Source organism: Actinokineospora sp. HUAS TT18, from assembly GCF_051364635.1.
Taxonomy (GTDB): domain Bacteria; phylum Actinomycetota; class Actinomycetes; order Mycobacteriales; family Pseudonocardiaceae; genus Actinokineospora.
Window position 1 is genome coordinate 4789734 of sequence record NZ_CP195645.1, and the last position, 23427, is coordinate 4813160.

Genomic DNA, 23427 nt, shown 5'->3' on the forward strand with positions numbered 1-23427 from the left:
CCTGGGTGTGCCAGGATCGGCGCCATGTCGAACTCCTCGGGCACGTTGATCACGGTCGCCCCCACCGGAGCCGAGCACACCAAAGCGGACGTGCCGAACCTGCCGGTCACCCTGGACGAGCTGGTCACCACCGCGCGCGACTGCGAGCGGGTCGGCGCGGCCATGATCCATATCCACATCCGCGACGACGACGCCAAGCCGTCGCTGGACCCGCAGCGGCTCAAGGACACCGTCGAGGCGGTCCGGGAGAACACCCGGCTGATCGTGCAGCTGTCCACCGGCGGCGCGGTGACCGACCCGGAGGAGCACCGGCTGCGCGTGCTCGACGCGATGCCCGACTCGGCGTCGTGCTCGATGGGCACGGTCAACTTCGGCGACGACGTCTTCCTCAACCGCTGGGAGTTCATCGTCGAGCTGCACAAGCGGATGCAGGAGCGGGGCATCGTCCCCGAGTACGAGATCTTCGACCTCGGCCACCTGACCTCGCTGCGCAGGCTGCTCGACCAGCACGGCCTGCCCGCGGGCGGCAAGGTGCACCTCGACCTGGTCATGGGCGTCCCCGGCGGCATGCCGGGCGACACCGAGACCCTGGCCGCGGCCCTGCGGCTCATCCCCGAAGGTGCGACGTTCTCGGCGACCGGCGTCGGCCGCACGACCCTGCCGGTACTGTTCGCCGCGTTGTCCGCGGGTGGGCACGTCCGGGTCGGGATGGAGGACACCATCTCCTACGCCAAGGGCGAGCGCGTCAAGGACAACGCCCAGCTGGTGGCCAGGGCCTCGGGCCTGGCCCGCATCGCGCAGCGCCCGCCGATTGGGCCGGACGAGGCACGGGTACTGCTGGGAGTAACAAGCTAGGCGAAGATATGGCGGTCGGCCGGTAGATGTCGGAGGATGTCCGCGTGATCGAAGTCCGCCCTGGTGGGCGCAGGCGCATCGACCGGGTGCTGTCACCGGACTATGTCGACAATCTCGACCAGCTCGACCTGGCGGAGGTCCGCGCCCGGCGCGACGACGCCGCACAGGAGGAGACCGACCTCTCCTACCTGCGCAGACTCCTGCACGGCCGGATCGACATCGTGAAGGCCGAGCAGAAGCGCCGGGCCACCGGCGGCTCCAAGTCGGTGGTCGACCAACTCGCCGCGATCCTCGCCGACAACGCCGTCGGCCCCGCGATGGGCTCGGGCCGCCACTCGACCCTGGAGCCCTCGCGCGCCGAGGCCCACCGCAGGCACGTCGAGGCCCTGGTCTCCGACGCCGACCTGACCGACGTCGTGTCGCTGCCCGACGAGCGGCTCGACCTGGCGCTGCGCACGTACCAGGCGGAGGAGGAGTCGGTCTCCCAGCGCCGCCGCCAGGTGCAGGCCGTCATGGACCTGCTCAACGACCAGATCGGCAGCCGCTACCGCGCGGGCAGCGCCTCCGTCGACGACCTGCTCGCCGCCGAGCGGGCGAAGCGGGAGCCACGCTGAACCCGAACCCTGTCCTGGTCGAAGTCCTCCGCTCCGGATTCGTGGAGTCCGTCCACCGCGGCTCCGTCGTCGTGCTCGCCCCAGACGGCAGAGTCCGCCTGGCGTTGGGCGAGGTCAACGAGCCGGTCTTCACCCGGTCGTGCAATAAGCCGCTGCAAGCCCTCGGCCTCCTGCGCGCGGGCCTGGATCTGCCCGACGACGCCGATCTCGCTGTCGGCTGCGCCTCCCACAGTGGTGAGGCCGAGCATGTGGAGCAGGTCCTCGGCATCCTCGGCAAGAACGGCCTCACCGAGACCGACCTGGGCTGCCCGCCGGACTGGCCCCTGAACAAGGCCAGCCGCCACCGCGTCATTGCCAGCGGCGGCGGCAAGCGCTCCGCGGCGATGAACTGCTCCGGCAAGCACGCCGCGATGCTGGCCACGACGGTCCAGCAGGGCTGGGACGTGCGGGACTATTTGAATCCCGACCACCCCGCCCAGACCGCCATCGCCGAAACCGTCACCGAGATGACCGGTGAGAACATCACGACCATCGGCGTCGACGGCTGCGGCGCACCCCTGTTCGCGCTGACCCTGTCGGGCCTGGCCACCGGCTACACCCGCCTCGTCCTGGCCGACCCGGGCACCCGCCGCCGCCGAGTGGCCGACGCGATGCGCGCCCACCCCTACCTGGTCGGCGGCACCGACCGCGACGACACAGAGCTGATGCAGGCCATCCCCGGGGTTCTGGTCAAGGGCGGCGCCGAGGGCGTCCACGCGATGGTCCTGTCCGACGGCACAGCGGTGGCGATGAAGATCGACGACGGTTCACCCCGGCCGCGGACGCCGATCTTGGTGGGCGTCCTCCGGGCTCTGGGCTACGACGCCCCAGCCTTGGCCGACATGGCGGAACGCGACGTCCTGGGCGGCGGCGTCCCCGTGGGCGCGGCCCGCCTCCGCGACGGCCTCCTGGACGACCTGGTCTAGTGACCTCTAGTGCGGCCACATCGCGTGCACGAGGGTGTTCTGGACGTGGTTCAGCCACGTGAAGGTCAAGTCAGCGCCCGCCCCGGTGCGCGAGGCGGTGAGAAACCGGGCGAGACCGAACGTGATCAGCCAGTCGTCCACGGCGTCGGTGGGCAGGACGTAATCGGTGGTCTGGGTCAGCCAAGCGCGCACCCGGTGGGCCGCGGCACTGTCCCGCAGGGCGGACGCGTGCCGCTCGCGAAACCCGTCGGCCTCGGCGCGGGTGCGGTAGGCGTCGGGAAACACTCGGCGTTCGACGTCCGTGTAGGACAAGGGGCGACGCAGCAGACCGGTCCGGCGTCGGTCGATCTCACCGGCCTCGAGGAAGCGGATCAGCCGGTCAGCCTGGTGGGCGAGGGCGGCGGCCACATTCTCCGACATGCTCAGCGCTATCCCGTCGGCGACCCGCACCGCCCGGAATAGTCCTCGCTGACGTCGCTCCAGACAGCCTCACCCGTCATGCCGCACCGCCACTCCCAGCCCACGCCGCTGCAGCGTGACCGCCAGTTGCTCGGCGGAGCCTTGGTCAGCGAACGCCGCGACCTCCGCTCGACCGCGCGTGTGCACGTCGGCGGTGAGGCGGGTGGCGTCCTGCTCAGGCAACGCGCAGTGGGTGCGTAGGACATGAACCACCACACACGCCAGGTTCACGTCGTCGTTTATCAGGTCCACTCGCCACCGCATGGGCACAGTGTGCACGTGGGCCATACCGCCCCGATGTGGAAGTCGCGGGATTACGACTGTGGATCAGACTGTGGATAACTTCCGCTAGCTGGGGATAGAGCCCACCCACCTGTGGACAACCCTCAGTTGAACCGCTCCCGAACAGCCAAAGCAGCCCAGAAGTCCCGCAACCGGCCAAACCGCTCAGCGACCTCAGCCGCGTCCGACGACTCCAGAGCGTCCAAGATCGCGTTGACGTCCTCGGCCGACGAGTCCTCGACTAGTTCTTCATCATCAAGCAGCTGAACCAAGCCGCCGTAGTCCAGCTCCACAGCCGACCCTGGCGCGAAGTTCTCCAGCCACCGAGCGGTGTCGATCAGGACCTTGGTCGGCCCGGCGTCCCCGAAGGTCGACTCAGCCAGGTCCCTGGCCCGCTCCACGCGCCGCCGGGCGTCCCCGAGGGAGACACGCCAGTAGACCTGGCGTCGCGGGTCGTCGCGGGGGGCGATCACGATGTGGCGGTGGGCGGGTTCGACCAGGGCGAACCACGGCAGCGGCACGGTCCAGGTGGTCGACACGACATGAACGGCCCCATTGTGCAGCTCGTTCAGCACCGTCGTCGCCCGCGCGCGGATCACCTCGGGGGAGACGTCCAGCGCGGCCGTGCGCAGTGTCGGCGTCGAGGTCGCCAGGAAACCCACCAGCGCCGCGGCCGACCGGGCCCTCACATCCAGCGGGCACACCAGCGGACCGGGCCCGACCTGGGCCTGCTCGCAGTGCACCGACGCCGGGTCGATCACCAGGATGTCCCGGACCGAAGAAGGAGAGGGCCGCCCATCAGCGAGTTCGCCGGGCAGCGTCGCCGACGCGCGCTGTGACTTGAGCCACACCTCACGCTCGCGGATACCCGCCTTGGCGTGTTCGACGGCCCCGTCCTCGACGACCGCGCGGAGCAGATCGCCGAGAGATCCACCGAAAGAGGACAACGGTTCGTACACCCGGAGGTAGGCGACGAACGGTCGAGGCACCCACCCATGCTGTCACGTCACTACACGCCTGACGCCCCCGGGCATGCTTCGACACGAAGTCGGGTTCGGCACACCATGCCGCGTCGCATCGAACCCCTGAGACACGGTACGGTAGTTACCAGGAATCAACTGTCGACATCTACGGGGCCGCCGTTCCCCCGGCCGCCCCGTCACTGTGCGAGGGGGTCGAGCCATGGGGCGCGGCCGAGCTAAGGCCAAGCAGACGAAGGTGGCCCGGGAGCTCAAGTACAGCTCACACGCCACGGACTTCGACGCCCTTCAGCGAGAGCTGTCGGGCGGCAAAGACGACGGTCACGAGACCCGTGACCAATTCGACGACTCGTCCGACGACGAGTACGACGAATACCGGCGATGACTCAGGGTCCGTCACCAGCTGACGGACCCACAAACTCGCCGCACTCCCCCTCCGTAACCCGTGAAGGCCGCCCCACGCCTGGAGCGGCCTTCACGGTCCTACTACGGGGCCTCGCACCCTTGGTGTCCTAAACGCGCCCTCAGTACGCCACGCGGCGGTACTGAGCGGGAACGGTTGTCCGCGCACCCAGCTCGGTCGCCGCGCGCAGCGGCCAATAGGGGTCCCGCAGCAGTTCGCGGCCCAGCAGCACCAGGTCAGCGGCGCCGTCGGACAGCACCTGCTCGGCCTGCCGAGCCCCGGTGATCTCGCCGACCGCGCCGGTCGGCACGTCCGCCTTCCGCCGGATCGCCTCGGCGAACGACACCTGGTAGCCCGGTCCGGTCTCGATCACGGCGTCGGGCACGTTCCCGCCGCTGGACACGTCGATCAGGTCCGCGCCCGCCGCGTGCAGCGCCCTGGCGATCTCCACGCTGTCGTCGACGGTCAGCCCGCCCTCGGTCCAGTCCGACGCGGAGATCCGGACGAACACCGGCACCTCCACCGCTGCCCGCACCGCGGCGACGACCTCCAGCGCGAACCGCAGCCGCCCCTCGAACGACCCGCCGTAGCCGTCGGTCCGCGTGTTGGAAAGCGGCGACAGGAACTCGTGCAGCAGGTAGCCGTGGGCCGCGTGCACCTCGATCACCTGGAACCCCGCCTCCGCCGCCCACCGCGCGGCCTGGGCGAACTTGGCCACGATGTCGGCGATCCCGGCCTCGTCCAACGCGACCGGCTCCCGGTACTGGGCCACGAACGGCTCGGCCGTCGGCCCCACCGGAGTCCAGCCGCCGTCCGCGTCGGCCACGCCGCCGGACCCGACGAACGGGCTGTAGGTCGACGCCTTGCGGCCGGCGTGGGCGAGCTGCATGCCCGCGACGGAGCCCTGCGCCTTGATGAACTCCACGATCGGCCGCCACGCGTCCCGGTGCGCCGCCGACCACAGTCCCGTGTCCTCCGGCGAGATCCGGCCGACCGGGTCGACCGCGGTGGCCTCGGCGAACACCAGCCCCGCCCCGCCGACGGCCCGCGCGCCGAGGTGGACGAGGTGCCAGTCGTTGGGCAGGCCGTCGCGGGCGGAGTACTGGCACATGGGGCTGACCGCGATGCGGTTGGGAAGGGTGACCGACCGCAGGGTCAGGGGGGTGAACAGCACGAGAATCCTCCGAGCATTGTTCGTATGCTGACGAACAGCTCAGCGCCCGTCACCGGGCGCGTTGTTCCCGTCTCAGTCCATGGGAGGCGTGCGCCGCCCCCGCTTGGTCTCGGCCCGCTGCTTCTTCGCGGTGATCCGCCGCTCCTTGGCCCCCCGCGACGGCTTCGTCGGCCGCCGCTCGGGCGGCGGCGGCTCGGCGGCCTGCCGCAGCAGCGTGGCCAGCCGCTCCCGGGCAGCCTGCCGGTTGGCCAGCTGCGCCCGGTACTCACTGGCCGCGATGGTCACGACGCCGTCGACCAGCCTGCTGCCCAACCGCGCCAGCATCCGCCCCCGCAGGTGATCAGGCACCGACGGCGAGTGCTCCACGTCGAACGACAACTCGACGCGGCTGTCGGCGGTGTTCACGCCCTGCCCACCAGGACCCGACGACCGGGAGAACCGCTCGCGCAGCTCGCCCGCCGGGATCACCAGCGCGGTGGACACCACCAACTCATCGTTCACACCAGAAAGGATGCCTTACCAGCGCAATCGAGTTACTCAGGAAGGGCGGGAAGTGCGGCGGGGGAAAGTCGCAGGCAGCAGCGCGAGGCGAAGCCAGCGCGAGGCTCGCGATGCCGCTACAAGCGGTTTCGCAGCAAGGCAAGCCCCTCGCAGCGCGAACTCGCAACGCAGATGCCTGTTTGGGTGGTTCGCGGCGAACGAGAGCTAGAACCGCGGGTGATCCCCAACCAGCTCAGCCCGCGGACCATCAGCGTCGCTAGGCCGGATCGAGCCGAGCACCCAAGCCGGAACATGCCGAGCCGTCAACACAGCCAGCGCCCGGTCGACATCCTCAGGCGCCACCACAGCGACCATCCCGACGCCCATGTTGAACGTCTTCTCCATCTCCGGCCGCTCCACCCGCCCGCGCTGCGCGATCAGCTGGAACACCGGCTTCGGCGTCCAAGTCCCGCGATCCAACTCGGCGTGCAGACCGTGCGGGATGACCCGGGCGAGGTTCGCCGCGAGACCGCCGCCGGTGATGTGCGCGAAGGTCCGGACCTCAGTCTCCGCGGCCAGCGCCAGACAGTCCTTCGCGTAGATCTTCGTCGGCTCCAGCATCTCCTCGCCGAGGGTCCGGCCGAACTCCTCGACGTGCCCCTCAAGCGGCATCCGCCCGATCTCCAGCAGCACGTGCCGGGCCAGCGAGTACCCGTTCGAGTGCAACCCGGTCGACGCCATGGCGATCAGCACGTCGCCCGGACGAACCCGGTCCGGCCCGAGCAGCTGGTCGGCCTCGACGACGCCGACGCCGGTCGCGGACAGGTCGTACGCGCCGTCGGCCATCAGGCCGGGGTGCTCGGCGGTCTCGCCGCCCAGCAGCGCGCAGCCTGCCTGGACGCAGCCCTCGGAGATGCCCTTGACCAGCGCCGCGATGCGGTCCGGCAGGACCTTGCCGACGGCGATGTAGTCCTGCAGGAACAGCGGCTCCGCGCCGCACACAACCAGGTCGTCGACCACCATCGCGACAAGGTCGACGCCCACGGTGTCGTGGATGTCGAGCGCCTGGGCGACGGCGATCTTGGTGCCGACGCCGTCGGTGGAGGAGGCGAGGACCGGCTCCTTCCAGCGGTCGAGCTTGAGCTTGAACAGCCCCGCGAAGCCGCCGATGCCGCCCATGACCTCGGGTCGGTTGGCCTTCTGCGCCCACGGCTTGAGCTTCTCGACGGCCTCGTCACCGGCCTCGATGCTCACCCCCGCGGCGGCGTAGGTGGCGCTGATGGTTTCGGCCTGGGGCTCGTTCGTGTCAGTCATCGCTCGAATTCGGTGTCGTAGGTGGTCAGGGACGCCGCAATGCGTCCTCGGCACCGTACCCGGCACTGAGGACGGGGGCAGCGCTGCCCGCGATGCCCTTCTCGATGCCTTCGAGCAGGTGCTTGCCGATCCGCGCGTCGTCGGGCAGCGGGATCGGGTAGTTGCCGTCGAAACAGGCGGAACAGAGCCTGGTCTTGGGCTGCTCGCTGGCGGCGACGAGGGCTTCCAGCGAGACGTAGCCCAGCGAGTCCGCGCCGATCGAGCGGCGGATCCCGTCCAGGTCGAGCCCGTTGGCGACCAGCTCGGCGCGCGAGGCGAAGTCGATGCCGTAGAAGCACGGCCAGCGGACCGGCGGCGAGGCGATGCGGACGTGCACCTCCAGCGCGCCCGCCTCGCGCAGCATCCGCACGAGCGCGCGCTGGGTGTTGCCGCGCACGACCGAGTCGTCGACGACGACGAGGCGCTTGCCGCGGATCACGTCGCGCAGCGGGTTGAGCTTGAGGCGGATGCCGAGCTGGCGAATCGTCTGCGACGGCTGGATGAAGGTGCGCCCGACGTAGGCGTTCTTCACCAGGCCGGAGCCGTACGGGATGCCGCTGGCCTGCGCGTAGCCGATGGCCGCCGGGGTGCCGGACTCGGGCACCGGGATGACCAGGTCGGCCTCGGCGGGGTACTCCTCGGCGAGCTTGCGGCCGATCTCGACGCGCGTGGCGTGCACGCCGCGGCCCGCGATCGTGGTGTCCGGACGCGCCAGGTAGACGTACTCGAACAAGCAGCCCTTGGGCTCAGGCGTGGCGAACCGCGACGACCGCAGGCCCTCGGCGTCGATCGCGATCAGCTCGCCCGGTTCGACCTCGCGGACGAACGACGCGCCGACGATGTCGAGCGCGGCGGTCTCGCTGGCCACGACCCAGCCGCGCTCCAGCCGACCCAGCACCAGCGGGCGCACGCCGTGCGGGTCGCGGGCGGCGTAGAGGGTGGACTCGTCGGAGAAGACCAGGCAGTAGGCGCCGCGCACGTCGGGCAGCAGGCGCAGCGCGGCCTGCTCGATGCCGATGTCGGCGGCGGTCGCCGCGAGCAGTCCGGTGAGCAGGTCGGAGTCGGTGGTGGCGCCGTTGCGGGCGACCGCCTTCATCTCGACGGCCTTGTCGCGCAGCTCGGCGGTGTTGACCAGGTTGCCGTTGTGGCCGAGGGACAGACCGCTGCCGGTGGCGGTGGTCTTGAACGTGGGCTGGGCGTTCTCCCAGGTGGTGGAGCCCGTCGTCGAGTAGCGGCAGTGGCCGACCGCGACGTGCCCGCGCAGCGAGGACAGGACCTGCTCGTCGAAGACCTGCGAGACGAGGCCGAGGTCCTTGAACACCACGATCTGCTGGCCGTCGGCCACGGAGATGCCCGCGGCTTCCTGCCCACGGTGCTGCAACGCATACAGTCCGTAATAGGTGAGTTTCGCGACTTCCTCACCCGGTGCCCAGACACCGAAGACACCGCATTCTTCGCGGGGTTCGGGTTCCGGCTGGTCGGCGTTGGGGTCGGAGTGTGCAGGGCCAGTCAAGAACTGGTCGGTGACCACCGAAGCGCTCCCTGTGGACGGAGTGAGGCTGCACCATGAAGTGTAGGTGCTCGTCAGGCGACCACCGACCATCCAGCAGTGGGGCGCGTCACGTGCCGTCCGTTGCCATTACCGTGTGCCGGGTGTCCGGACGCAACGCGGTGATCATCGCTCTCGGGGTGCTCGCCCTGCTCGTGGTGGCCGGATCGATCGTTCCGCTGCCGGGTCCGGCGGACCTGCGCACGTGGGCGGGCGCGGCGGGCTGGGCGACGCCGTTGGTGTTCCTCGCGGTCTACACGCTGTGCACGGTGGCGCCGATCCCGCGCACCGTGTTCAACCTGTCGGCGGGCCTGCTGCTCGGCGAGGTCGTCGGCGTGGCGGTCGCGATGATCGCCACGGCGCTGGCGGCGTGGATCGCGTTCGCGCTGGCCAGGGGCCTGGGCAGGCGGTGGGTCGAGTCGCACCTGGAGCGCGACTCGGTCAAGGCGGTCAACGCGCGGCTCAGCGGCGGCGGCACGGCCGGGGTGATCTCGCTGCGGCTGATCCCGATGGTCCCGTTCGCGGCGATGAACTACTGCTGCGGGGTGTCCGCCATCCCGTTCCGGCCGTTCCTGTTGGGCACGCTCATCGGCAGCGTCCCCGGCACGGCGGCCGTGGTGATCCTCGGCGACGCGCTGACCGGCACGACCCCGCCCGCGCTGCTCGCGGTGTACGCGGGCCTCGCGCTTGTCGGCGGGGTGGGGCTCTACGCCGCGTTGCGGTCGAGGAAGTCGGAGACCGTCGAGGCGAACGCCGTGGGGTCGTCGACCCAGGGGAAGTGACCAGCGTCCGGCTGCACGACCAGTTCGGCCTTGGGGAACAGGTCGGCGATCGTCTGGGCGGTCGCGGGCGTCGGCGCCGGGTCGAGCGCGCCTGCCAGCACCAGCACCGGCGCGGACACCTCGCGCAGGCCGGCGCGGATCGCGGCGAAGTCCGGGGCGAACCCGGCGTAGAACGCTTCGGCGGATGCCTCGTCCCGGTTGGCGAGGTCGGCCGCCGAGTGCGCCTGGGCGGCGGCGGTCCAGCGGCCGTAGTAGAACGGCGCCGCCTGGGCCCGCAGTTCCCGGCTGGCCTCGCCGGTCTGCAACGCGCTCATCGCCGCCCGCGCCTCGGGGTACCAGGGTTCGCCTGCACGCGCGTCGAGCGCTTCGCCGGGGCCGATCAGGTCGAGCCCGACACCGCGGACACTGGGCGTGACCAGCACCAACCGGCCGATCCTGGTCGGGTAGGTCGACGCGTACAGGCACGCGAGCGACGCGCCAGCCGAGTGCCCGAGCAGGTCGATCTTGTCGAGGCCGAGGCTGAGCCGCAGGGCCTCAACATCGCCGACGAGCAGGTCGCAGCGGGTGCCGCCGGGGCGCGGTTCCAGCGGCATGAACGAAAGCCCGCCAAGGTCACCGAGATATGCCGAGGTCTGGCCGGGACCGCCCGGCAGGCAGATGAGAGTCACAAGCGCACCAAAGGCAGGTAGGCGGACAGGTCGGCGCGGGCGCCGGAGGCGACGACCCGGCCGTCCGCGACCGCGTCCGCCCAGGACAGTTGGCCCGTGGCCAGGTGGAGCCAGGTGGTCGGGTCGGTCTCGATCACGTTCGGCGGGGTTCCCCTCGTGTGGCGCGGCCCCTCGACGCACTGCACCGCGGCGAACGGCGGCACGCGCACCTCGACCGTGTGGCCGGGGGCGATGTCCTCCAGCGTCCGCAGGCTGAGCCGAACCGCCGCGGCCACGATGGGCCGCGGCGGGTCCGGAGCCTCGATCCACGCCGACACCGCGGCGCGCAGGTCCGACGGGTCGACGGGTTTGCGTGCGGGCAAACTCAGTCGACCGCCCGCTGTGCTTCGGTGAGGACTTCCTCGACCTGGTGGATCAGCTTGCGGTTGTCGGCCGGGGAGATCGTCGTCCACAGCGTGCCGTCCGGCGAACCGCGGCGGACCTGCACGTAGCGGCCGTTGGCGGTGTCGAAGAACGAGACCACGCGGGACGCGCGGACGCGGCGGCCGAGCCGGTCGCGGACCGCGGCACCGAAGTTCCCGGTGCCCTGCACGTCGCCGATCATCTGCACCAGCGCGAGCGCGTCGTCGGTGCGGACACCGCGGCCGAGCAGGGCGTGCTCGAAGCTCTTCTGCGTGCCGTCGCTGGCCTTCGCCGCCGCCTCGAAGTCGTCGGTGCGCAGCGTGACCGACTGGCCGGGGCCGGCCTGCCAGTTCGGCAGCGCGGCGACGGCCTCACTGGCCAGGCTCGGCACCGAGATCCGGCGCAGGGTGATCCGGTCGTCGCTGAGCACGGCCATCGCGGCGTGGTACTCGGTGGCGGCGGTCAGCAGCCGCACACCGCGCCCGGCGAACGCGCGGCCGTCGACCTCGCGGTCGGGGCGGGCGATGATCCCGAACAGGTGCTCGATCTCGGGGTGCACGTCGACCTTGCGACCGAGCCCGCGCGCGTCCAGGTCGGCCCACACGCGGTCCTCGATCTGGGCGCGTTCCTCGTAGGTCTTGCCCGGGGACGGGACCTTGACGATCAGCGGCATCGTGCCCGGGGACAGGTGTTCCCAGAGGACGTCGAATTCGAGGGCGGAGAGCGAGATCGGCTCGCTCTCCACCTCAACGGCTCCGAACGGCATCACTGCTGGGTGGCTTCGCCGATGACGCCCGGCGCGACCACACGGTCGTCACCGAACACATCCTCGGTCTCCACCAGGTAGTCGGCGAGCTGGTATTCCTCGTCCTCTTCGCCTTCGGCGCCACGGCCGCCCATGCCGCCCGCGCCCATGCCGCCCTTGCCCGCGGCACCGCCGCCGCGGCCACCGGTGGCGTTGGCGCCGTGCTGGGCGAACTGCCCGGCACCGGTGCCCTTGCCGCCCATGCCCGGACGCGACTCGCCTGCCTGGCCGACGCCGCCCTGGCCGAGACCGCCCTGACCGCCGGGGGCACCGCGGCGACCGAGGTCGTCGGCCATGCCGCCGGGCTTGCCGCCCGGGCCGGTGCCGAGCTGCTTGGCGCCGGGGTTGGCGTTGTTCGGGCCGTTGACGCCGTTGTTGTTCACCGGCAGGTTGCCGTTGAAGCTCGGCGGGTTGCCGCCGGTCTGCCCCACCGGGACGCTCGGCTGGCCGGGCGTCGGGTTGGTCGGGGTGAACTGCGGCGGGGTCCAGCCGTTGGGCGTGGTGGTCGCGGGCGGGACGTAGCCCGCGGGGTTCGTGGGGGTGCCGACCGGCGTGTAGCCGACGTTGCCGACGTTGCCGGTGGGCGCCACGAAGTTGTTGTGGCCCGTGCTGGGCGGCGGCGTGTAGCCGGAGGGGACCGTGCTGGACCCGTTGTGGCCGGTGCCGCTGAACTGGTTGGTGAACCCGCCGATCGCGCCGCCCGGCTGGGTGGCGGGCGCCGGGGTGGAGACCACGACGTCCGGCGGCGGCACGAAGGTGCCCAGGGTGTTGCGGTTGAACTCGCTGGAGGACTGGTAGGAGTCCATCGTGTCGACGGCCTTCTGCGAGGCCGCGTCCTGCTTGGCTTCCTGCGCCTCGTGGTCCATCGCCTGACCGGCGACGACCGCGGCGGGACCGGGGTTGCCGGTGAGCAGCGCGGCGCCCGCGGCGGCCATCTGCCAGCCGGAGGGCTGCGGCGTGGTCACCGCGACCGGCTCGGGCATCTCGGCGCGGGCCCGGGAGACGATGTCGGCCTGGTACTCGGTGGAGGCGCGCATGCCGGAGGCACCCGACTCGGCGTCGGCCGCCCACTGCTGCAGCGGGGTGAGGCCCGCGTTGGCGCTCTCACCGGCGGCCCCTTCCCACGAGGTGTTGAGCTCGCCGAGCTTGCGGTTGAGGTCGGCGTCGATCTCCGACAGCTCGGCCTGCAGCCCCTCCCAGTAGGCGGTCTGCGGCGTCGAAGCGGCCGCACCGGGGCCGCTGTTGATCATGTCGTGCAGCGTCGGGTGGTCGTACCCCCGCCAGCGGTGCATACCCATTCGGATCACCCTCGGTCGTGAAGCGGAAAGTCTGGTGGCCTACTTGCCGTTGTCTTGCAGTCCCCAGCGGGCGGTGTTCTCGCCCTCGACCTGGACGTAGGCGTCGTATGCCTTCTGCAGCGCGTCGATGGCGTTCGACAGCTGCTTCTCGTAGCCGCGCAGACAGGCGATCGCCGAGTCGGCCGCGCCGCCGTTGCTGCGCTCGGTGAACTGTTCGGCGGTCTCGCCGCTCACCGGGTCGCCCGCCCAACGCGGGATCTGCATCGCCTCGAGCGCCTGGACCTTCTCCATGACCCGCAGGTGGGCGTCGCGGAAGGCCGCGAGCGCGCCCGGGATCGAGGCGGGCTCGACCTTGAGCGTCTGGGTTCCGGCGTAGCTGGGCCCCACAGGTGCGGTGGTACCCCCGCCGCCATCGGCTAGAAACACCGTAGCTACTCCCTCGTCCTGTGCTTTTGCGACGACTGTATCTGTCATGGCCGACGTCGCGGAACGGTTCCCGCGATATCGGGTGATTTAGTCACCAATTCTTGGACACCCCCCGGTGCCTGCCATGACGTTATCCGGCGAGGACGACCTTCATGCCCGTTTCGGCGATCTTTTGCGCCTTCGCGCACAGGTCGTCGAGCGAGGTCACGGGCTGGCGGTCCGGAGCGCCGACGGTGAGTTGGAAGAACATCATCTGACCGTCGTTGACATCGACCACGGCGAAGCACGACGTCGGCCTCTTGGGCCGCACGACGGCGGCGGGATATCCCTCGATCGTGAGCGGCGTGACGGTGACGTCCAGGCCGTTGGTCCACTCGGCGACGCCCTGGGTGACCACGGCCTCGACGCCGACGACGAGGTTGGCCTTGTGGCCTTCCGTCGTGCAGGACTTGGAGCCGGGGAAGACGTCCGAATCGCTCGCGCGGCCGTCGATCTCCGGATTGATCCCCAACTCGGGCGCCTTGACCACGGCGGCGACCTGACACGGGTCGACTGCCTTGATGTCCTTGTCCGCGGGGCGGGCCACCGTGGGCTTCTTGCTGGTCGTGGCGGTTTTCGACGTGGTTTTCGTGGGCTCTGGCGCGTCGGTGGTGGGCTGCGGCACCGGGGTCGGCGTCGGGTCGGTGGTCGTGCAGGCGGTCAGCGCGAGCGCCGAGAAGAAGAGCGCGGCGATACGTGGTGCGAGGGTCCCCATGTGCGCAGACGGTACCGAAACGTGACCAAACGCCTACGATGAGCCGCATGGAGGAGCCGGAGATCACTCTCGACATGCGCGCGGGCGCGCGGTCGAACCCGAACAGCTGGCTTTACGTGATCGACCCCGCGTTCGGCCCGGACGAGGACGTCCCGCCGTGGGGAGTGGTCGGCGCCTACCCCGTCGACGAGCACGGCGAGATCGGCGAGACCTTCCGCCGCAACGACGACTACCGCCCGTCCCCGACGGCCTTGCGGCTGCCGGTCCCGTCGAATCCGCTGGAGAAGATGCTCCAGCTCATCCACACCCGCCACCGCGACCAGCGTGACCTGCTGCCCACGCTGCTCGACTCGACGCTGCTGCTCTATGCGGGTTCGGCTGACGATCGCGGGGTCACGGGGTTCCCCAACCACGACGGCACGGTGATGGTGCCCGCGTGCACTTCGGCGGCCCACGTGCCGACGCAGTGGCCGGGGTGGCGGGAGGTCTCGGGACGGGACCTGGTGGCGCTGCTGTACGGGCATCCGCTGGTGGTGAACCCGATCGGCCCGATCACCGCCCTGGTTCCGGCCGCTGACCTGGTGGCGGCCGCGGGACGCTGAAACTGTCGGCGCCCGGTGGGATAGTCGGGTCATGGTGGGACAGACGAAGGATGTGGGCTGGAACATCGGGGTGTCCAAGACCCTGCCGCACCCGATCGGCAAGGTCTGGGACTTCATGACCAGCCCCGAGGGCATCGCGCTATGGCTGGGTGAGGGCGCTGAGCTGTCGCCGGTCAAGGGCACCCGGTACGAGACGGCGGACGGCACCGTCGGCGAGATCCGCGGCTACCACGAGCACGATCGGATCCGGCTGACGCTGCGGCCCGGCGACTGGGACCACGACACCACCATGCAGTTCGCCATGGTGGCGAATGGCGACCGCACGATGCTGCGGTTCCATCAGGAGTGGCTCGCGGACGCCGAGGAACGCGAACACCAGCGGGAACACTGGCAGGGCGTGATGGACGCGGTGGTGGAGGCGCTGAAACAGCTCAGCTGAGCCAGCGTTCGATTTCCTCCGGGGGACCCGGCTTGGCGAACAGCCAGCCCTGAGCGCTGTCGCAGCCGATCTCCCGGAGGCGATCGGCCTGTTCCGGGTCCTCGACGCCCTCCGCGACCACCTTGTGGCCCAACGCGTGCGCCAGTTCGACCAGCGTCGCCACGATTCGGGCGTCGGCGGGGTCGGCGGTGGCCGAGTCGCGGAGGCCCTCCATGAACGAACCGGCCAACTTGATCGCGTGCACTGGCAGTTGCCGCAGGTACGCCAGGTTCGAGTACCCCGTGCCGAAGTCGTCGATCGCGATGCGCACGCCCAGCGCCGCCAGCTCCTGCAGCGCCTTCAGGGACGCGCCCGCCGTGCCCATGATCGCCGACTCGGTCAGTTCCAATTGGACGCTCGACGGGGGCAGCCTGGACGCGCGCAGGATGGTGGTGATGTCGGCGACGAGGGTGGGTTCCTCGGTCTGCCTGGCCGCGAGGTTGACGCTCATCCACGGTGCCGCGTCGCCGTAGGTGTCGCGCCAGCGGCGGGCCTGGCGGGTGGCTTCGCGCAGGACCCAGCGGCCGAGGGGGACGATCAGGCCGGTTTCCTCGGCCAGGCCGATGAACTGGTCGGGGCCGAGCCTGCCGAACTCCGGGTGCGCCCAGCGGACCAGCGCCTCCACGCCGACGAGCTTGCCGTCGGCGAGGCGGACGATGGGCTGATAGTCCACATAGAACTCGTCGCTCTCCACCGCCGCGGGCATCCTGGCGGCCAGGGTGAAGCGGGCGACCTCGCGGGCGTTGCGCTCGGAATCGTAGGCCGCCCAACGGTTCTTGCCGTCGGCCTTGGCCCAGTAGAGGGTGACGTCGGCGTCGCGCATCGTCTCGGCGGGGGTGGCGGTGGTGACGACGCGGTCGACCAGGCCGATGCTGGCGGAGACGGTCAGCCGGTGGCCGCCGATGCGCACGGGGTCGGCCATCGTGGCGAGGATGCGTTCGGCCAGCGTGATCATCTGCTCGCCCGTGCAGTTCTCCACCAGCACGACGAACTCGTCGCCGCCCATCCTGGCGACCAGGCGGTCGTCGCCGGAGACCAAGGCGTCGAGGCGGGCGGCGACGGCGATGAGCAGTTCGTCGCCGATGTCGTGGCCGAGGCTGTCGTTGATGACCTTGAAGCCGTCGAGGTCCAGGTAGCACAGGCCGACGCGGTGGTCGCCGCCGCGGGCGAAGGCGGCGTTGAGGCGTTCGGTGAACAGGGCGCGGTTGCCCAGGCCGGTCAGCGGGTCGTGGTTGGCCTGGTGCCGCAGGCGCCGCTCCAGGGTGTGGCGTTCGGTGATGTCCTCGACCATGCCGACGACGAAGTTGGGCGCCCCGCTGCCGTCACGCACCAGCGTCACCGACAAGTCCGTCCACAATGGACGTCCGTCGGCCTTGCGCAGCATCCGCTCCATCCGGTAGCTGTCGCGCTCCCCGGCGAGCATCTCGCGCAGCGGGGCGCGCAAGGCCGACGGCTCGTCGGGGAACCGCAGATCGTCGATGTGCAGGCCGGGCATGTCGGCGGCGTCGTAGCCGAACATCCGCGCGCACGCCGCGTTGACCTCGGTCAGGGTGCCGAACTTGTCGGCGATGGCGATGCCGACCGCGCTCTGGGTGAACATCGCGCGAAACCTGGCCTCACTGGCCAGCAGTGCCGACTCGGCGCCCCGGCGCGCGTCGAACGCGGCGCGGCGGATCTCCTCCTGGTCGCGGAAGATCTTCAGCCGCATGGCGTCGGCGAACCCCGCGGCGAACGCGGCCTGCACGGCGGGCACCATGCCCGTCCGCGCCGGGGCGAGCCGCGGCAGGCCGTCGCCGATGAGCTGGATCGAGGCGGAGAGCGCCTGCGGGTAGGTCAGGCCGAGTTCGACCAAGGTGCTGCCGACGCGCGCGACGGGCGCGGGGTCGAAGTGGTCGGAGGCGAGGGCGGCGAGCAGGATCTCGGTGTACTTGGTGACGTTGTCCGTCAGCGTGCTGCGGTCCATCGCCACATAACCGGTAGCGGCCAGGGCCGTCGCCCACTGCTCCGCGAACGCCTCCCGTTCGCCCGGTGCGCAGTCCACCCTGTCACCCCTCATGTCGCTCCACGCACAGTTTCTCCTGTTGAACGACTCGTAGCCACCCCGGACCTGGGCAGTGAATCATTCACATGGAGTCATGACAATCAGGTAGTTGTTCGTTCACAATTCGCGATCAGGCGATCACGTGCCGGTGATCGCCACAGTGGACTTGGAAGGACGACCCCATGAAGTCCGGACTCCTAGCCGCGTTATCCGCGGCCCTGTTAGCCATCGGTCTAGCCACCCCCGCCGCCGCCGAACCGCCCGCCGACCACGGGCTCGGGTCGCAGATCCGCAAGCACGAGGGCGGCCCGGGCGTGGGCAGGCCCGTCCACACCCAGCCGGGCGTCCTCGCCACGGTCAGCGGCATCGACGTGTCGGGCTGGCAGGGCAATGTGGACTGGAACTACTGGTGGGGCCAGGGCAAGCGGTTCGCCTACGTCAAGGCCACCGAGGGCACGTCCTACCGGAACCCGTACTTCGCACAGCAGTACAACGGCTCCTACAACGTCGGCATGATCCGCGGCGCCTACCACTTCGCGCTGCCGAACGTCTCCAGCGGAGCGACCCAGGCCAACTACTTCGCCTCGAACGGCGGCGGCTGGTCGCGTGACGGCAAGACCCTGCCCGGCGTCGTCGACATGGAGTACAACCCGTACGGCGCGACTTGCTACGGCAAGACCCAGGCGGGCATGGCCGCCTGGATCCGCGACTTCTCCAACACCTACCGCGCCCGCACCGGCCGCGACGTGGTGATCTACACCTCGACCAGCTGGTGGTCGCAGTGCGTCGGCACCGCGCAAGCGTTTGCAGCCACGAACCCGCTGTGGGTCGCGCGCTACAACACGACAGTCGGGACGCTGCCCTACAACTGGGGCATCTGGACTTTCTGGCAGTACACCGACTCGCCGCTCGACCAGAACCTCTTCAACGGCGCCTACGACCGCCTGCGGGCCCTGGCCCTCGGGTAGTTACCCGGCCCGCCACCAGGGCACTAAGTTGACCAGCGATGAACTCGACAGTGTTTGTGATCGCGGGCCTGGTCGCCCTGGTGGCGGGCCTCGCCGTGTTCGCCGCGTCCCGGCTCGCCCTGAAGCGCGGCAAGACCGGGTGGTGGCTGGCGGGCACCGTGCTCGTCTCGGCCGGGCTGCTCGCGCTCGTCGCGGGCTGGCTGATGAGCGAGCCGAACCCCAACCGCGGCGAGGCGCTCAAGACCGGCGGGCTGGCGGCGGGCTCGGTCGTCGCGCTCTACGCACTGTGGCTCAACGACCGGCGGCGGCGGGTCGAGGAGGACCGGCAGGTCATCGAACGGAGCAAGCAAGAGCTGGAGATGGCCCGCAGCGACCACGACCGCGAGCGCGTCGCCGACGAGCGCTTCGCCCGGTCGGTGGAACTGCTCGGCAACGACGCCGACCAGGTCCGCGTCGGCGCGATGCACGCGCTGAGCAACCTGGCGCGCAACCGGCCCTACTACACCCAGACCGTGCTCGACGTCGTCTGCTCGTACCTGCGGATGCCGTTCGACCGCGAAGCCGTGGACATGCGGGAACTCCAGGTCAGGAGGACCGCGCAGCGGGTGATCGAGGAGCTCCTGCCGGAGAAGGGCACCCCCGACCCGGTCCGCTACAACCTCGACCTGACCGGCGCCGACCTGGAGTACTTCGACATCTCCGAGCGGGTCGTCGGCACGCTGGTGCTGCGCTTCGCCAAGCTGCACAACTCGAACTCGATGTGGGGCTCGGAGATCCTCGGCAGCGCCTGGTTCACCGGCGCGACCAGCCACGGCATCCTGCACGCCCACCACGTCGTGTTCCACCGCAAGGCGTGGTTCTCCGGCTTCACCGCCGACGGGCCGGTCAACCTGTCGTCGTCCAAGTTCCTGGGGCCGACGAAGTTCTCCGGGAGCACCTTCTCGGGCAAACTCGATCTCAGCGACAGCACACTGATCGACGTCGAGACGACCGACGCCGTCGCCGCGCCGGAGTCCGCGCTACCCGAGGGGTGGGAGATGGCCGCCGAACCGATCCGGGATGGCCTGGTCCGGATCGGGCAAGTGGCGCGATGACCGGACTGCTCGAACGCGACGACCTGGTCGACTGCGTCCAACAGGCGCTCGACTCGGCGGCGGCGGGCGTGGGGCGGTTCGTCGTGGTCGAGGGGCCGCCCGGGATCGGCAAGACCGCGCTCGTCGACGAAGCGCGCGTGCTGGCCAAGGGCCGCGGCTTCGCCAGGGTGACCGCGACCGCCGACGAGGCCGAGCGGGAGCTGCCGTGGGGGATCGTCCGCCAGCTCGTCGAGCGGTCGGTGGCGCGGTTCACCGGCCAGACCCGTGATCTCGTGCTCTCCGGACCCGCGGGCGCGGCGCTGGCCGCGATCGACCGCGCCGAGACCTCCGGCCAGGACGCGGCGACCCAGCTGCGCACCCGGCACGCGCTGTGGTGGGTGGTGGCCGACCTGGTCGCCGACCGGCCCATGCTGATCACCGTCGACGACCTGCAGTGGGCCGACGCGCCGTCGCTGGGGTTCATCGGCTACCTGGCGCGCAGGCTTGCCGACCTGCCGGTGGCGCTGGTTGTCGGCACCCGCCCGCCGACGTCGGGCGACGGCGTGCTCGCCGAGTTGGCCTCCGCACGCGTCGGCGAGCTGCTGCGGCCCGCGCCGCTGTCGGCCTCGGCAATCGCGGCGCTGGCCGGTGCGGTGCCCGCGCCCGCCGTGGTCTCGGCGCTGCACGAGTCCAGCGGCGGCAACCCGTTCCTCGCCAGGCAGGTCCTCGCCGAGCTCATGGCCCAGGGCCGCTCGCCCGCCGACCCGGCCAGCGCGGACGTGGTCGCCACCCTCGGCCCCCGCAGCGTGTCCCGCGCGCTGCTCGCCCGGCTGTCCCCGCCCGCGCGGTCGGTGGCCGCCGCCGCGGCGATCCTCGGCGTGCGCTGCGACCCCGACCAGGCCGCGCGGCTGGCCGACGTGCCCGATCCGGCCGAGGCCACCGCCGAGCTGGCGCGGGCATATGTGCTGGTGGGCAGCGGGTTCACCCACCCGGTTATCCGGGAGGCCGTGCTCGCCGATCTGCTGCCCGGCGACCGGGCCGACCTGCACGCCCGAGCCGCCGCCGACCTGCTGCGGACCGGCGCGTCCGCACCGCGCGTCGCCGCCCACCTCGCCGAGGCGCCGCACCGGCTCGACGGCGCCGCCGCCACCGTGCTCGCCGAGGCGGGCCGCACCGTGCTCGCCGACGGCATGGGCGAGACCGCGGCCAGGTACCTGCGGCTGGCCGCCTCCGCCGGGGCGCCGGACGTGCGCGCCGACCTCGGCTCTGCGCTGCTCACGGCGGGCCGGTTCGCCGAGGCGCGCACCGAGCTGACCGCCGCGGCCGACGCCGATCCGGACCGCGCGGGCGCGCTGCTGGCCCAGGCCGCGGTCGCCACCATGCGGCTCGACGGGCACGCCGCGGCGATCACGTGGCTGCGCTCGACGCTGGCGGACTTCACCGGCGACCCGCTGCCGATGGAGGCAAGGCTCGGCCTGTTCAGCGCCTACGTGCCCGACGAGTTCGAGCGTTCCGGCCGCCGCTTGCGCCGGTTCGCCGACCTGCCGGGCGACACACCGACCGAGCGGTTCCTGCTGGCTCTGGTCGCCCAGCGCGCGTTCGCCGAGGTGTGGCCCGCCGCCGAGGTACGCGAGCTGGTGCCGCGCGCGCTCTGCCTCGACCTGCTGCGCCTCGACGAGCACGAGGGCGCGGTCGCGTGGGGCAGCGCGCTGCACGCGCTGATCATGGCCGACGGCGTGGACGCCGCGGCGGCGGAGATCGATCGGGCCAGGGCCGCGTTCCTGCCGGACGGCTCGCCGCTGGACTACGCGATCGTCAGCGTGGTCGCCGCCGTCCTGGCCTGGCGCGCGGGCGATGTTCGGGCCTGCGGGACCGAGGTCGCCGCGGCGACCGGGGCACTCGCGCTGGCCGACCCCGGCCCGATGGCGTCCGCGCTGACCGCGGTGATCACCCGGTTCGGCGTGCTCGCCGCGATCGAACGCGCCGACCTCACCGAGGCGCGGGCGGTGCTCGCCGCGCATGACCACACGGGTCCGATGACCGTGCCCGCGAACCGGGTCGGGCACGCGCGGGCCTACCTCGCACTCGCCGAGGGCGACGCCGCGACCGCGCTGAAGGCCGCGCTCGCGCTCGGCGCGGCCGAGCAGGTGGCGGGCGGCGACAACCCGGCGGTCGAGTGGCGGGCGCAAGCCGCGCTGGCTCACCTTCGGCTGGGCGAGACGGCATCGGCCCAGGCGCTCGCGGAGGAGCAACACGAACTGGCCCTGCGCTGGGGCGCGTCGACCGAGATCGGCGCCGCATTGCGCGTCCGGGCCCGGGTTGGCGGCCCCGACGAGCGGGTCACGCTGCTGGAACAGGCGCATGAGGTGCTCGCGGAGTCGCCCTGCGCCCTGGAGCGCGCGAGGACCCAGCGCGACCTCGGCGAGGCCCTGCGGGTCGCCGGTCGGCGGTCGGACGCCCGCGCGCACCTTGTCCACGCGGCGGAATCGGCCACCGAGATCGGCGCGGTGCGGCTGCGCACGGGGATCATCGACGCCCTCGACCGGCTCGGCGACCGTCCCCGCGAACTGGCCACGGCGGGGGCCGACGCCCTGACCCCGAGCGAGCGCAGGATCGCGACGCTGGCGTGCGCGGGCCGGTCGAACCGGGAGATCGCGCAGGAGATCTTCGTGACCCCGAAGACCGTCGAGAACCACCTCGGCCGGATCTACCACAAGCTCGGCATCCGCAACCGCCGCGAACTCGGCGCGACCCTGAACGCATGACGATCGGCCCGCGGGTGTCCCCGCGGGCCGATCCTTGATCCCGGTGATCAGCTGGTCGCCGCCTTCACCGCGTCCAGCAGGACCCGGCAGCGGTCCGAGCCCAGCAGCCTGCTGTTCACCAGCAGGGCCGCCTCCACGCCGCCGGGGAACTTCGCCTGGCAGGTGTGCAGCTCGCGGCTATAGGTCGCGTTGAGGTCACCGCCGTGCCGGTAGGCGCCCGCCCAGGCGAGCTTGGCCGCGTCGTTGTCGTCCTGGTCCCAGCCGAGCCGGTAGAGGTCCATCTGGTCGCGGACGGCGGGCGAGACCACGGTGCCGTGCCGCAGGTGCGCCTGCCAGCGCACCAGGTCCATCGCCGACATCTGCAGCCCGCGGTGGCCCGGGCAGTTCAGGCTCCCGGCGTCCCACAGGTAGCCGGGCGTGGCGAGGTTGTTGATGTCGTAGGCGAGCGGCGCGGTGTCCGGGTTCGCCGAGCTGCACGCCACGGGAGCGATGCCCGCGGGGGCGAACAGGCGCTCGTTGACGTAGGCCAGCGTCCACACACCGGAGTTGGAGGGACCGATCGTGTCCGGCACACCCCGGGTCGGCTCGGTGAGGTCCCACAGCTCCGGAATGAGGATCCGGGCGATCGCGTAGTTCTGGTTCTCGTAGTTGCGCGCCGAGCCCACGACGATCGGCTTGGTCAGGGTGTACTTGATGCCCTCGTAGGTGGCCTGCACGTTCAGGTCACCCTGCAGGCTGTCGACCAGCTGCCCGACACCCGAGGTGTGGGCCAGCAGATCCTTGATCGACAAGTCCTTCCAGGACGGGTGCATGTTCGCCCACATGTCCCACGGCAGGTAGGCCCAGATCTTGGCGTCGATGCCGACCCCGCGCTTCTCCACCAGCTTGAGCAGCGCCGCGGCGATGACGTTCTTGGTCGCGCTGGCGATCTCCATCCGGGTGTACGGGGTGAACGCCACGTCCTTGTCGAGCCGCGCGTCGCCTCCGGAACCCGAGGTGGCGTACTGCCCGTTCTTGCTGACGGCGAACGCGTACCCCACGCTGTTGCCGTTGCCGAGCTTCTGGTTCAGGTACTGCGCGACCTTCGCGGTGTCCACGTTCACCGTCGGCACCCCGACGTCCGCGGCTGCCTGCGTGGTCCCCACCAGCGCCGCGACGGCCGTCACCGCCGCCACCACACTGTTCTTCATCCCCCTGCGCATGGCTTTCCTTTCCTGTCTCCCCTGGGTGGCCCGCGGGGGTTCCCGCGGG

Annotated in this window: 25 protein-coding genes; 10 read left to right on the forward strand and 15 right to left on the reverse strand. The window is 71.2% G+C overall.

The annotated features are described in order from the left end of the window. Positions 1-24 precede the first annotated feature (24 nt). The 3 genes from ACSHT8_RS21850 to ACSHT8_RS21860 are packed head-to-tail and all read left to right on the forward strand — an operon-like array spanning position 25 to position 2434. Positions 25-855 carry a 3-keto-5-aminohexanoate cleavage protein gene (locus tag ACSHT8_RS21850; protein WP_436492770.1) on the forward strand — a complete coding sequence of 277 codons (831 nt, stop codon included), beginning with the start codon at positions 25-27 and terminating at the stop codon, positions 853-855. Positions 856-899: 44 nt separating this feature from the next. Next, positions 900-1469, forward strand: coding sequence for an RsiG family protein (locus ACSHT8_RS21855; protein ID WP_436492771.1), 570 nt, complete (start codon positions 900-902; stop codon positions 1467-1469). A gap of 14 nt (positions 1470-1483) precedes the next feature. After that, the gene (locus ACSHT8_RS21860) at positions 1484-2434 is read left to right on the forward strand and encodes an asparaginase (RefSeq protein ID WP_436502133.1); all 951 of its coding nucleotides are present in this window, start codon (positions 1484-1486) and stop codon (positions 2432-2434) included. Between the two features lie 6 nt (positions 2435-2440). Here ACSHT8_RS21860 and ACSHT8_RS21865 read toward each other — a convergent pair whose 3' ends face one another. The 3 genes from ACSHT8_RS21865 to ACSHT8_RS21875 all read right to left on the reverse strand — a co-directional run bounded on the left by ACSHT8_RS21865 (position 2441) and on the right by ACSHT8_RS21875 (position 4164). Continuing rightward, the gene (locus ACSHT8_RS21865) at positions 2441-2854 is read right to left on the reverse strand and encodes a hypothetical protein (RefSeq protein ID WP_436492772.1); all 414 of its coding nucleotides are present in this window, start codon (positions 2852-2854) and stop codon (positions 2441-2443) included. A 69-nt stretch (positions 2855-2923) separates the two neighbouring features. Then, on the reverse strand, positions 2924-3157 hold the full coding sequence (locus ACSHT8_RS21870) for an ATP-dependent Clp protease adaptor ClpS (RefSeq protein ID WP_436492773.1): 234 nt from the start codon (positions 3155-3157) through the stop codon (positions 2924-2926). A 122-nt stretch (positions 3158-3279) separates the two neighbouring features. Continuing rightward, positions 3280-4164, reverse strand: a complete 885-nt coding sequence (locus tag ACSHT8_RS21875; RefSeq protein ID WP_436492774.1) for a hypothetical protein — start codon at positions 4162-4164, stop codon at positions 3280-3282. Between the two features lie 193 nt (positions 4165-4357). On the opposite strand from ACSHT8_RS21875, the gene ACSHT8_RS21880 reads away from it, so the two are divergent. After that, a complete protein-coding gene (locus ACSHT8_RS21880; protein WP_054052846.1) occupies positions 4358-4540 on the forward strand; it encodes a DUF3073 domain-containing protein in 183 nt (60 codons plus the stop codon). 139 nt (positions 4541-4679) lie between these two features. Here the strand turns inward: ACSHT8_RS21880 and ACSHT8_RS21885 are convergent, their stop codons facing one another. The 4 genes from ACSHT8_RS21885 to purF form a co-directional block, all read right to left on the reverse strand. After that, a complete protein-coding gene (locus ACSHT8_RS21885) occupies positions 4680-5732 on the reverse strand; it encodes an NADH:flavin oxidoreductase/NADH oxidase (RefSeq protein ID WP_436492775.1) in 1053 nt (350 codons plus the stop codon). Positions 5733-5804: 72 nt separating this feature from the next. Then, positions 5805-6233, reverse strand: a complete 429-nt coding sequence (gene arfB / locus ACSHT8_RS21890) for an alternative ribosome rescue aminoacyl-tRNA hydrolase ArfB (protein ID WP_436492776.1) — start codon at positions 6231-6233, stop codon at positions 5805-5807. Between the two features lie 204 nt (positions 6234-6437). Further along, a complete protein-coding gene (gene purM / locus ACSHT8_RS21895; protein WP_436492777.1) occupies positions 6438-7526 on the reverse strand; it encodes a phosphoribosylformylglycinamidine cyclo-ligase in 1089 nt (362 codons plus the stop codon). A 25-nt stretch (positions 7527-7551) separates the two neighbouring features. After that, positions 7552-9096, reverse strand: a complete 1545-nt coding sequence (gene purF / locus ACSHT8_RS21900) for an amidophosphoribosyltransferase (protein ID WP_436492778.1) — start codon at positions 9094-9096, stop codon at positions 7552-7554. A 122-nt stretch (positions 9097-9218) separates the two neighbouring features. On the opposite strand from purF, the gene ACSHT8_RS21905 reads away from it, so the two are divergent. Beyond that, positions 9219-9896, forward strand: a complete 678-nt coding sequence (locus ACSHT8_RS21905; RefSeq protein WP_436492779.1) for a TVP38/TMEM64 family protein — start codon at positions 9219-9221, stop codon at positions 9894-9896. Here the strand turns inward: ACSHT8_RS21905 and ACSHT8_RS21910 are convergent. The 6 genes from ACSHT8_RS21910 to ACSHT8_RS21935 all read right to left on the reverse strand — a co-directional run bounded on the left by ACSHT8_RS21910 (position 9821) and on the right by ACSHT8_RS21935 (position 14249). After that, a complete protein-coding gene (locus tag ACSHT8_RS21910) occupies positions 9821-10564 on the reverse strand; it encodes an alpha/beta fold hydrolase (RefSeq protein ID WP_436492780.1) in 744 nt (247 codons plus the stop codon). The genes ACSHT8_RS21905 and ACSHT8_RS21910 overlap by 76 nt on opposite strands. Continuing rightward, a complete protein-coding gene (locus tag ACSHT8_RS21915; RefSeq protein ID WP_436492781.1) occupies positions 10561-10926 on the reverse strand; it encodes a sterol carrier family protein in 366 nt (121 codons plus the stop codon). Before ACSHT8_RS21915 ends, ACSHT8_RS21910 begins: the two co-directional genes overlap by 4 nt. Before the next feature lie 2 nt (positions 10927-10928). Beyond that, the gene (locus tag ACSHT8_RS21920) at positions 10929-11732 is read right to left on the reverse strand and encodes an ESX secretion-associated protein EspG (RefSeq protein ID WP_436492782.1); all 804 of its coding nucleotides are present in this window, start codon (positions 11730-11732) and stop codon (positions 10929-10931) included. Continuing rightward, positions 11732-13069, reverse strand: a complete 1338-nt coding sequence (locus ACSHT8_RS21925; RefSeq protein WP_436492783.1) for a PPE domain-containing protein — start codon at positions 13067-13069, stop codon at positions 11732-11734. The genes ACSHT8_RS21920 and ACSHT8_RS21925 overlap by 1 nt, the downstream gene beginning before the upstream one ends. A gap of 39 nt (positions 13070-13108) precedes the next feature. Beyond that, positions 13109-13456 carry a transcriptional regulator gene (locus tag ACSHT8_RS21930; RefSeq protein ID WP_436492784.1) on the reverse strand — a complete coding sequence of 116 codons (348 nt, stop codon included), beginning with the start codon at positions 13454-13456 and terminating at the stop codon, positions 13109-13111. 169 nt (positions 13457-13625) lie between these two features. After that, complete coding sequence (locus tag ACSHT8_RS21935; RefSeq protein WP_436492785.1) at positions 13626-14249, reverse strand: DUF3558 family protein; 624 nt, start codon at positions 14247-14249, stop codon at positions 13626-13628. A 47-nt stretch (positions 14250-14296) separates the two neighbouring features. On the opposite strand from ACSHT8_RS21935, the gene ACSHT8_RS21940 reads away from it, so the two are divergent. Both ACSHT8_RS21940 and ACSHT8_RS21945 read left to right on the forward strand, forming a co-directional pair. Further along, the gene (locus ACSHT8_RS21940; RefSeq protein WP_436492786.1) at positions 14297-14851 is read left to right on the forward strand and encodes a type VII secretion system-associated protein; all 555 of its coding nucleotides are present in this window, start codon (positions 14297-14299) and stop codon (positions 14849-14851) included. Positions 14852-14882: 31 nt separating this feature from the next. Next, positions 14883-15290, forward strand: coding sequence for an SRPBCC family protein (locus tag ACSHT8_RS21945; RefSeq protein WP_436492787.1), 408 nt, complete (start codon positions 14883-14885; stop codon positions 15288-15290). Here the strand turns inward: ACSHT8_RS21945 and ACSHT8_RS21950 are convergent. Further along, positions 15283-17385, reverse strand: coding sequence for a putative bifunctional diguanylate cyclase/phosphodiesterase (locus ACSHT8_RS21950; protein WP_436492788.1), 2103 nt, complete (start codon positions 17383-17385; stop codon positions 15283-15285). The two genes, ACSHT8_RS21945 and ACSHT8_RS21950, sit on opposite strands and share 8 nt — an antisense overlap. Positions 17386-17552: 167 nt before the next feature. Between ACSHT8_RS21950 and ACSHT8_RS21955 the strand changes: the two genes are divergently transcribed. The 3 genes from ACSHT8_RS21955 to ACSHT8_RS21965 are packed head-to-tail and all read left to right on the forward strand — an operon-like array spanning position 17553 to position 22176. Beyond that, positions 17553-18338, forward strand: coding sequence for a lysozyme (locus ACSHT8_RS21955; RefSeq protein ID WP_436492789.1), 786 nt, complete (start codon positions 17553-17555; stop codon positions 18336-18338). A 38-nt stretch (positions 18339-18376) separates the two neighbouring features. Further along, positions 18377-19432: a pentapeptide repeat-containing protein gene (locus ACSHT8_RS21960; protein WP_436492790.1), complete on the forward strand. Its 1056-nt coding sequence runs from the start codon at positions 18377-18379 to the stop codon at positions 19430-19432. Beyond that, positions 19429-22176, forward strand: coding sequence for a helix-turn-helix transcriptional regulator (locus ACSHT8_RS21965; protein ID WP_436492791.1), 2748 nt, complete (start codon positions 19429-19431; stop codon positions 22174-22176). Before ACSHT8_RS21960 ends, ACSHT8_RS21965 begins: the two co-directional genes overlap by 4 nt. 47 nt (positions 22177-22223) lie before the next feature. Here ACSHT8_RS21965 and ACSHT8_RS21970 read toward each other — a convergent pair whose 3' ends face one another. Beyond that, positions 22224-23378: a serine hydrolase domain-containing protein gene (locus ACSHT8_RS21970; RefSeq protein ID WP_436492792.1), complete on the reverse strand. Its 1155-nt coding sequence runs from the start codon at positions 23376-23378 to the stop codon at positions 22224-22226. Between the last annotated feature and the right edge of the window lie 49 nt (positions 23379-23427).

What these genes read in the sequence shown, in the direction of transcription:
- ACSHT8_RS21850 (WP_436492770.1), top strand. Translation starts at nt 25, where the DNA reads ATGTCGAACTCCTCGGGCACGTTGATCACGGTCGCCCCCACCGGAGCC.
- ACSHT8_RS21960 (WP_436492790.1), top strand. Translation starts at nt 18,377, where the DNA reads ATGAACTCGACAGTGTTTGTGATCGCGGGCCTGGTCGCCCTGGTGGCG.
- ACSHT8_RS21870 (WP_436492773.1), bottom strand. Translation starts at nt 3,157, where the DNA reads ATGCGGTGGCGAGTGGACCTGATAAACGACGACGTGAACCTGGCGTGT.
- purM (WP_436492777.1), bottom strand. Translation starts at nt 7,526, where the DNA reads ATGACTGACACGAACGAGCCCCAGGCCGAAACCATCAGCGCCACCTAC.
- ACSHT8_RS21950 (WP_436492788.1), bottom strand. Translation starts at nt 17,385, where the DNA reads ATGAGGGGTGACAGGGTGGACTGCGCACCGGGCGAACGGGAGGCGTTC.
- ACSHT8_RS21970 (WP_436492792.1), bottom strand. Translation starts at nt 23,378, where the DNA reads ATGCGCAGGGGGATGAAGAACAGTGTGGTGGCGGCGGTGACGGCCGTC.
- ACSHT8_RS21940 (WP_436492786.1), top strand. Translation starts at nt 14,297, where the DNA reads ATGGAGGAGCCGGAGATCACTCTCGACATGCGCGCGGGCGCGCGGTCG.
- ACSHT8_RS21865 (WP_436492772.1), bottom strand. Translation starts at nt 2,854, where the DNA reads ATGTCGGAGAATGTGGCCGCCGCCCTCGCCCACCAGGCTGACCGGCTG.
- ACSHT8_RS21925 (WP_436492783.1), bottom strand. Translation starts at nt 13,069, where the DNA reads ATGGGTATGCACCGCTGGCGGGGGTACGACCACCCGACGCTGCACGAC.
- ACSHT8_RS21955 (WP_436492789.1), top strand. Translation starts at nt 17,553, where the DNA reads ATGAAGTCCGGACTCCTAGCCGCGTTATCCGCGGCCCTGTTAGCCATC.
- ACSHT8_RS21935 (WP_436492785.1), bottom strand. Translation starts at nt 14,249, where the DNA reads ATGGGGACCCTCGCACCACGTATCGCCGCGCTCTTCTTCTCGGCGCTC.
- ACSHT8_RS21880 (WP_054052846.1), top strand. Translation starts at nt 4,358, where the DNA reads ATGGGGCGCGGCCGAGCTAAGGCCAAGCAGACGAAGGTGGCCCGGGAG.
- ACSHT8_RS21965 (WP_436492791.1), top strand. Translation starts at nt 19,429, where the DNA reads ATGACCGGACTGCTCGAACGCGACGACCTGGTCGACTGCGTCCAACAG.
- ACSHT8_RS21945 (WP_436492787.1), top strand. Translation starts at nt 14,883, where the DNA reads ATGGTGGGACAGACGAAGGATGTGGGCTGGAACATCGGGGTGTCCAAG.
- ACSHT8_RS21920 (WP_436492782.1), bottom strand. Translation starts at nt 11,732, where the DNA reads ATGCCGTTCGGAGCCGTTGAGGTGGAGAGCGAGCCGATCTCGCTCTCC.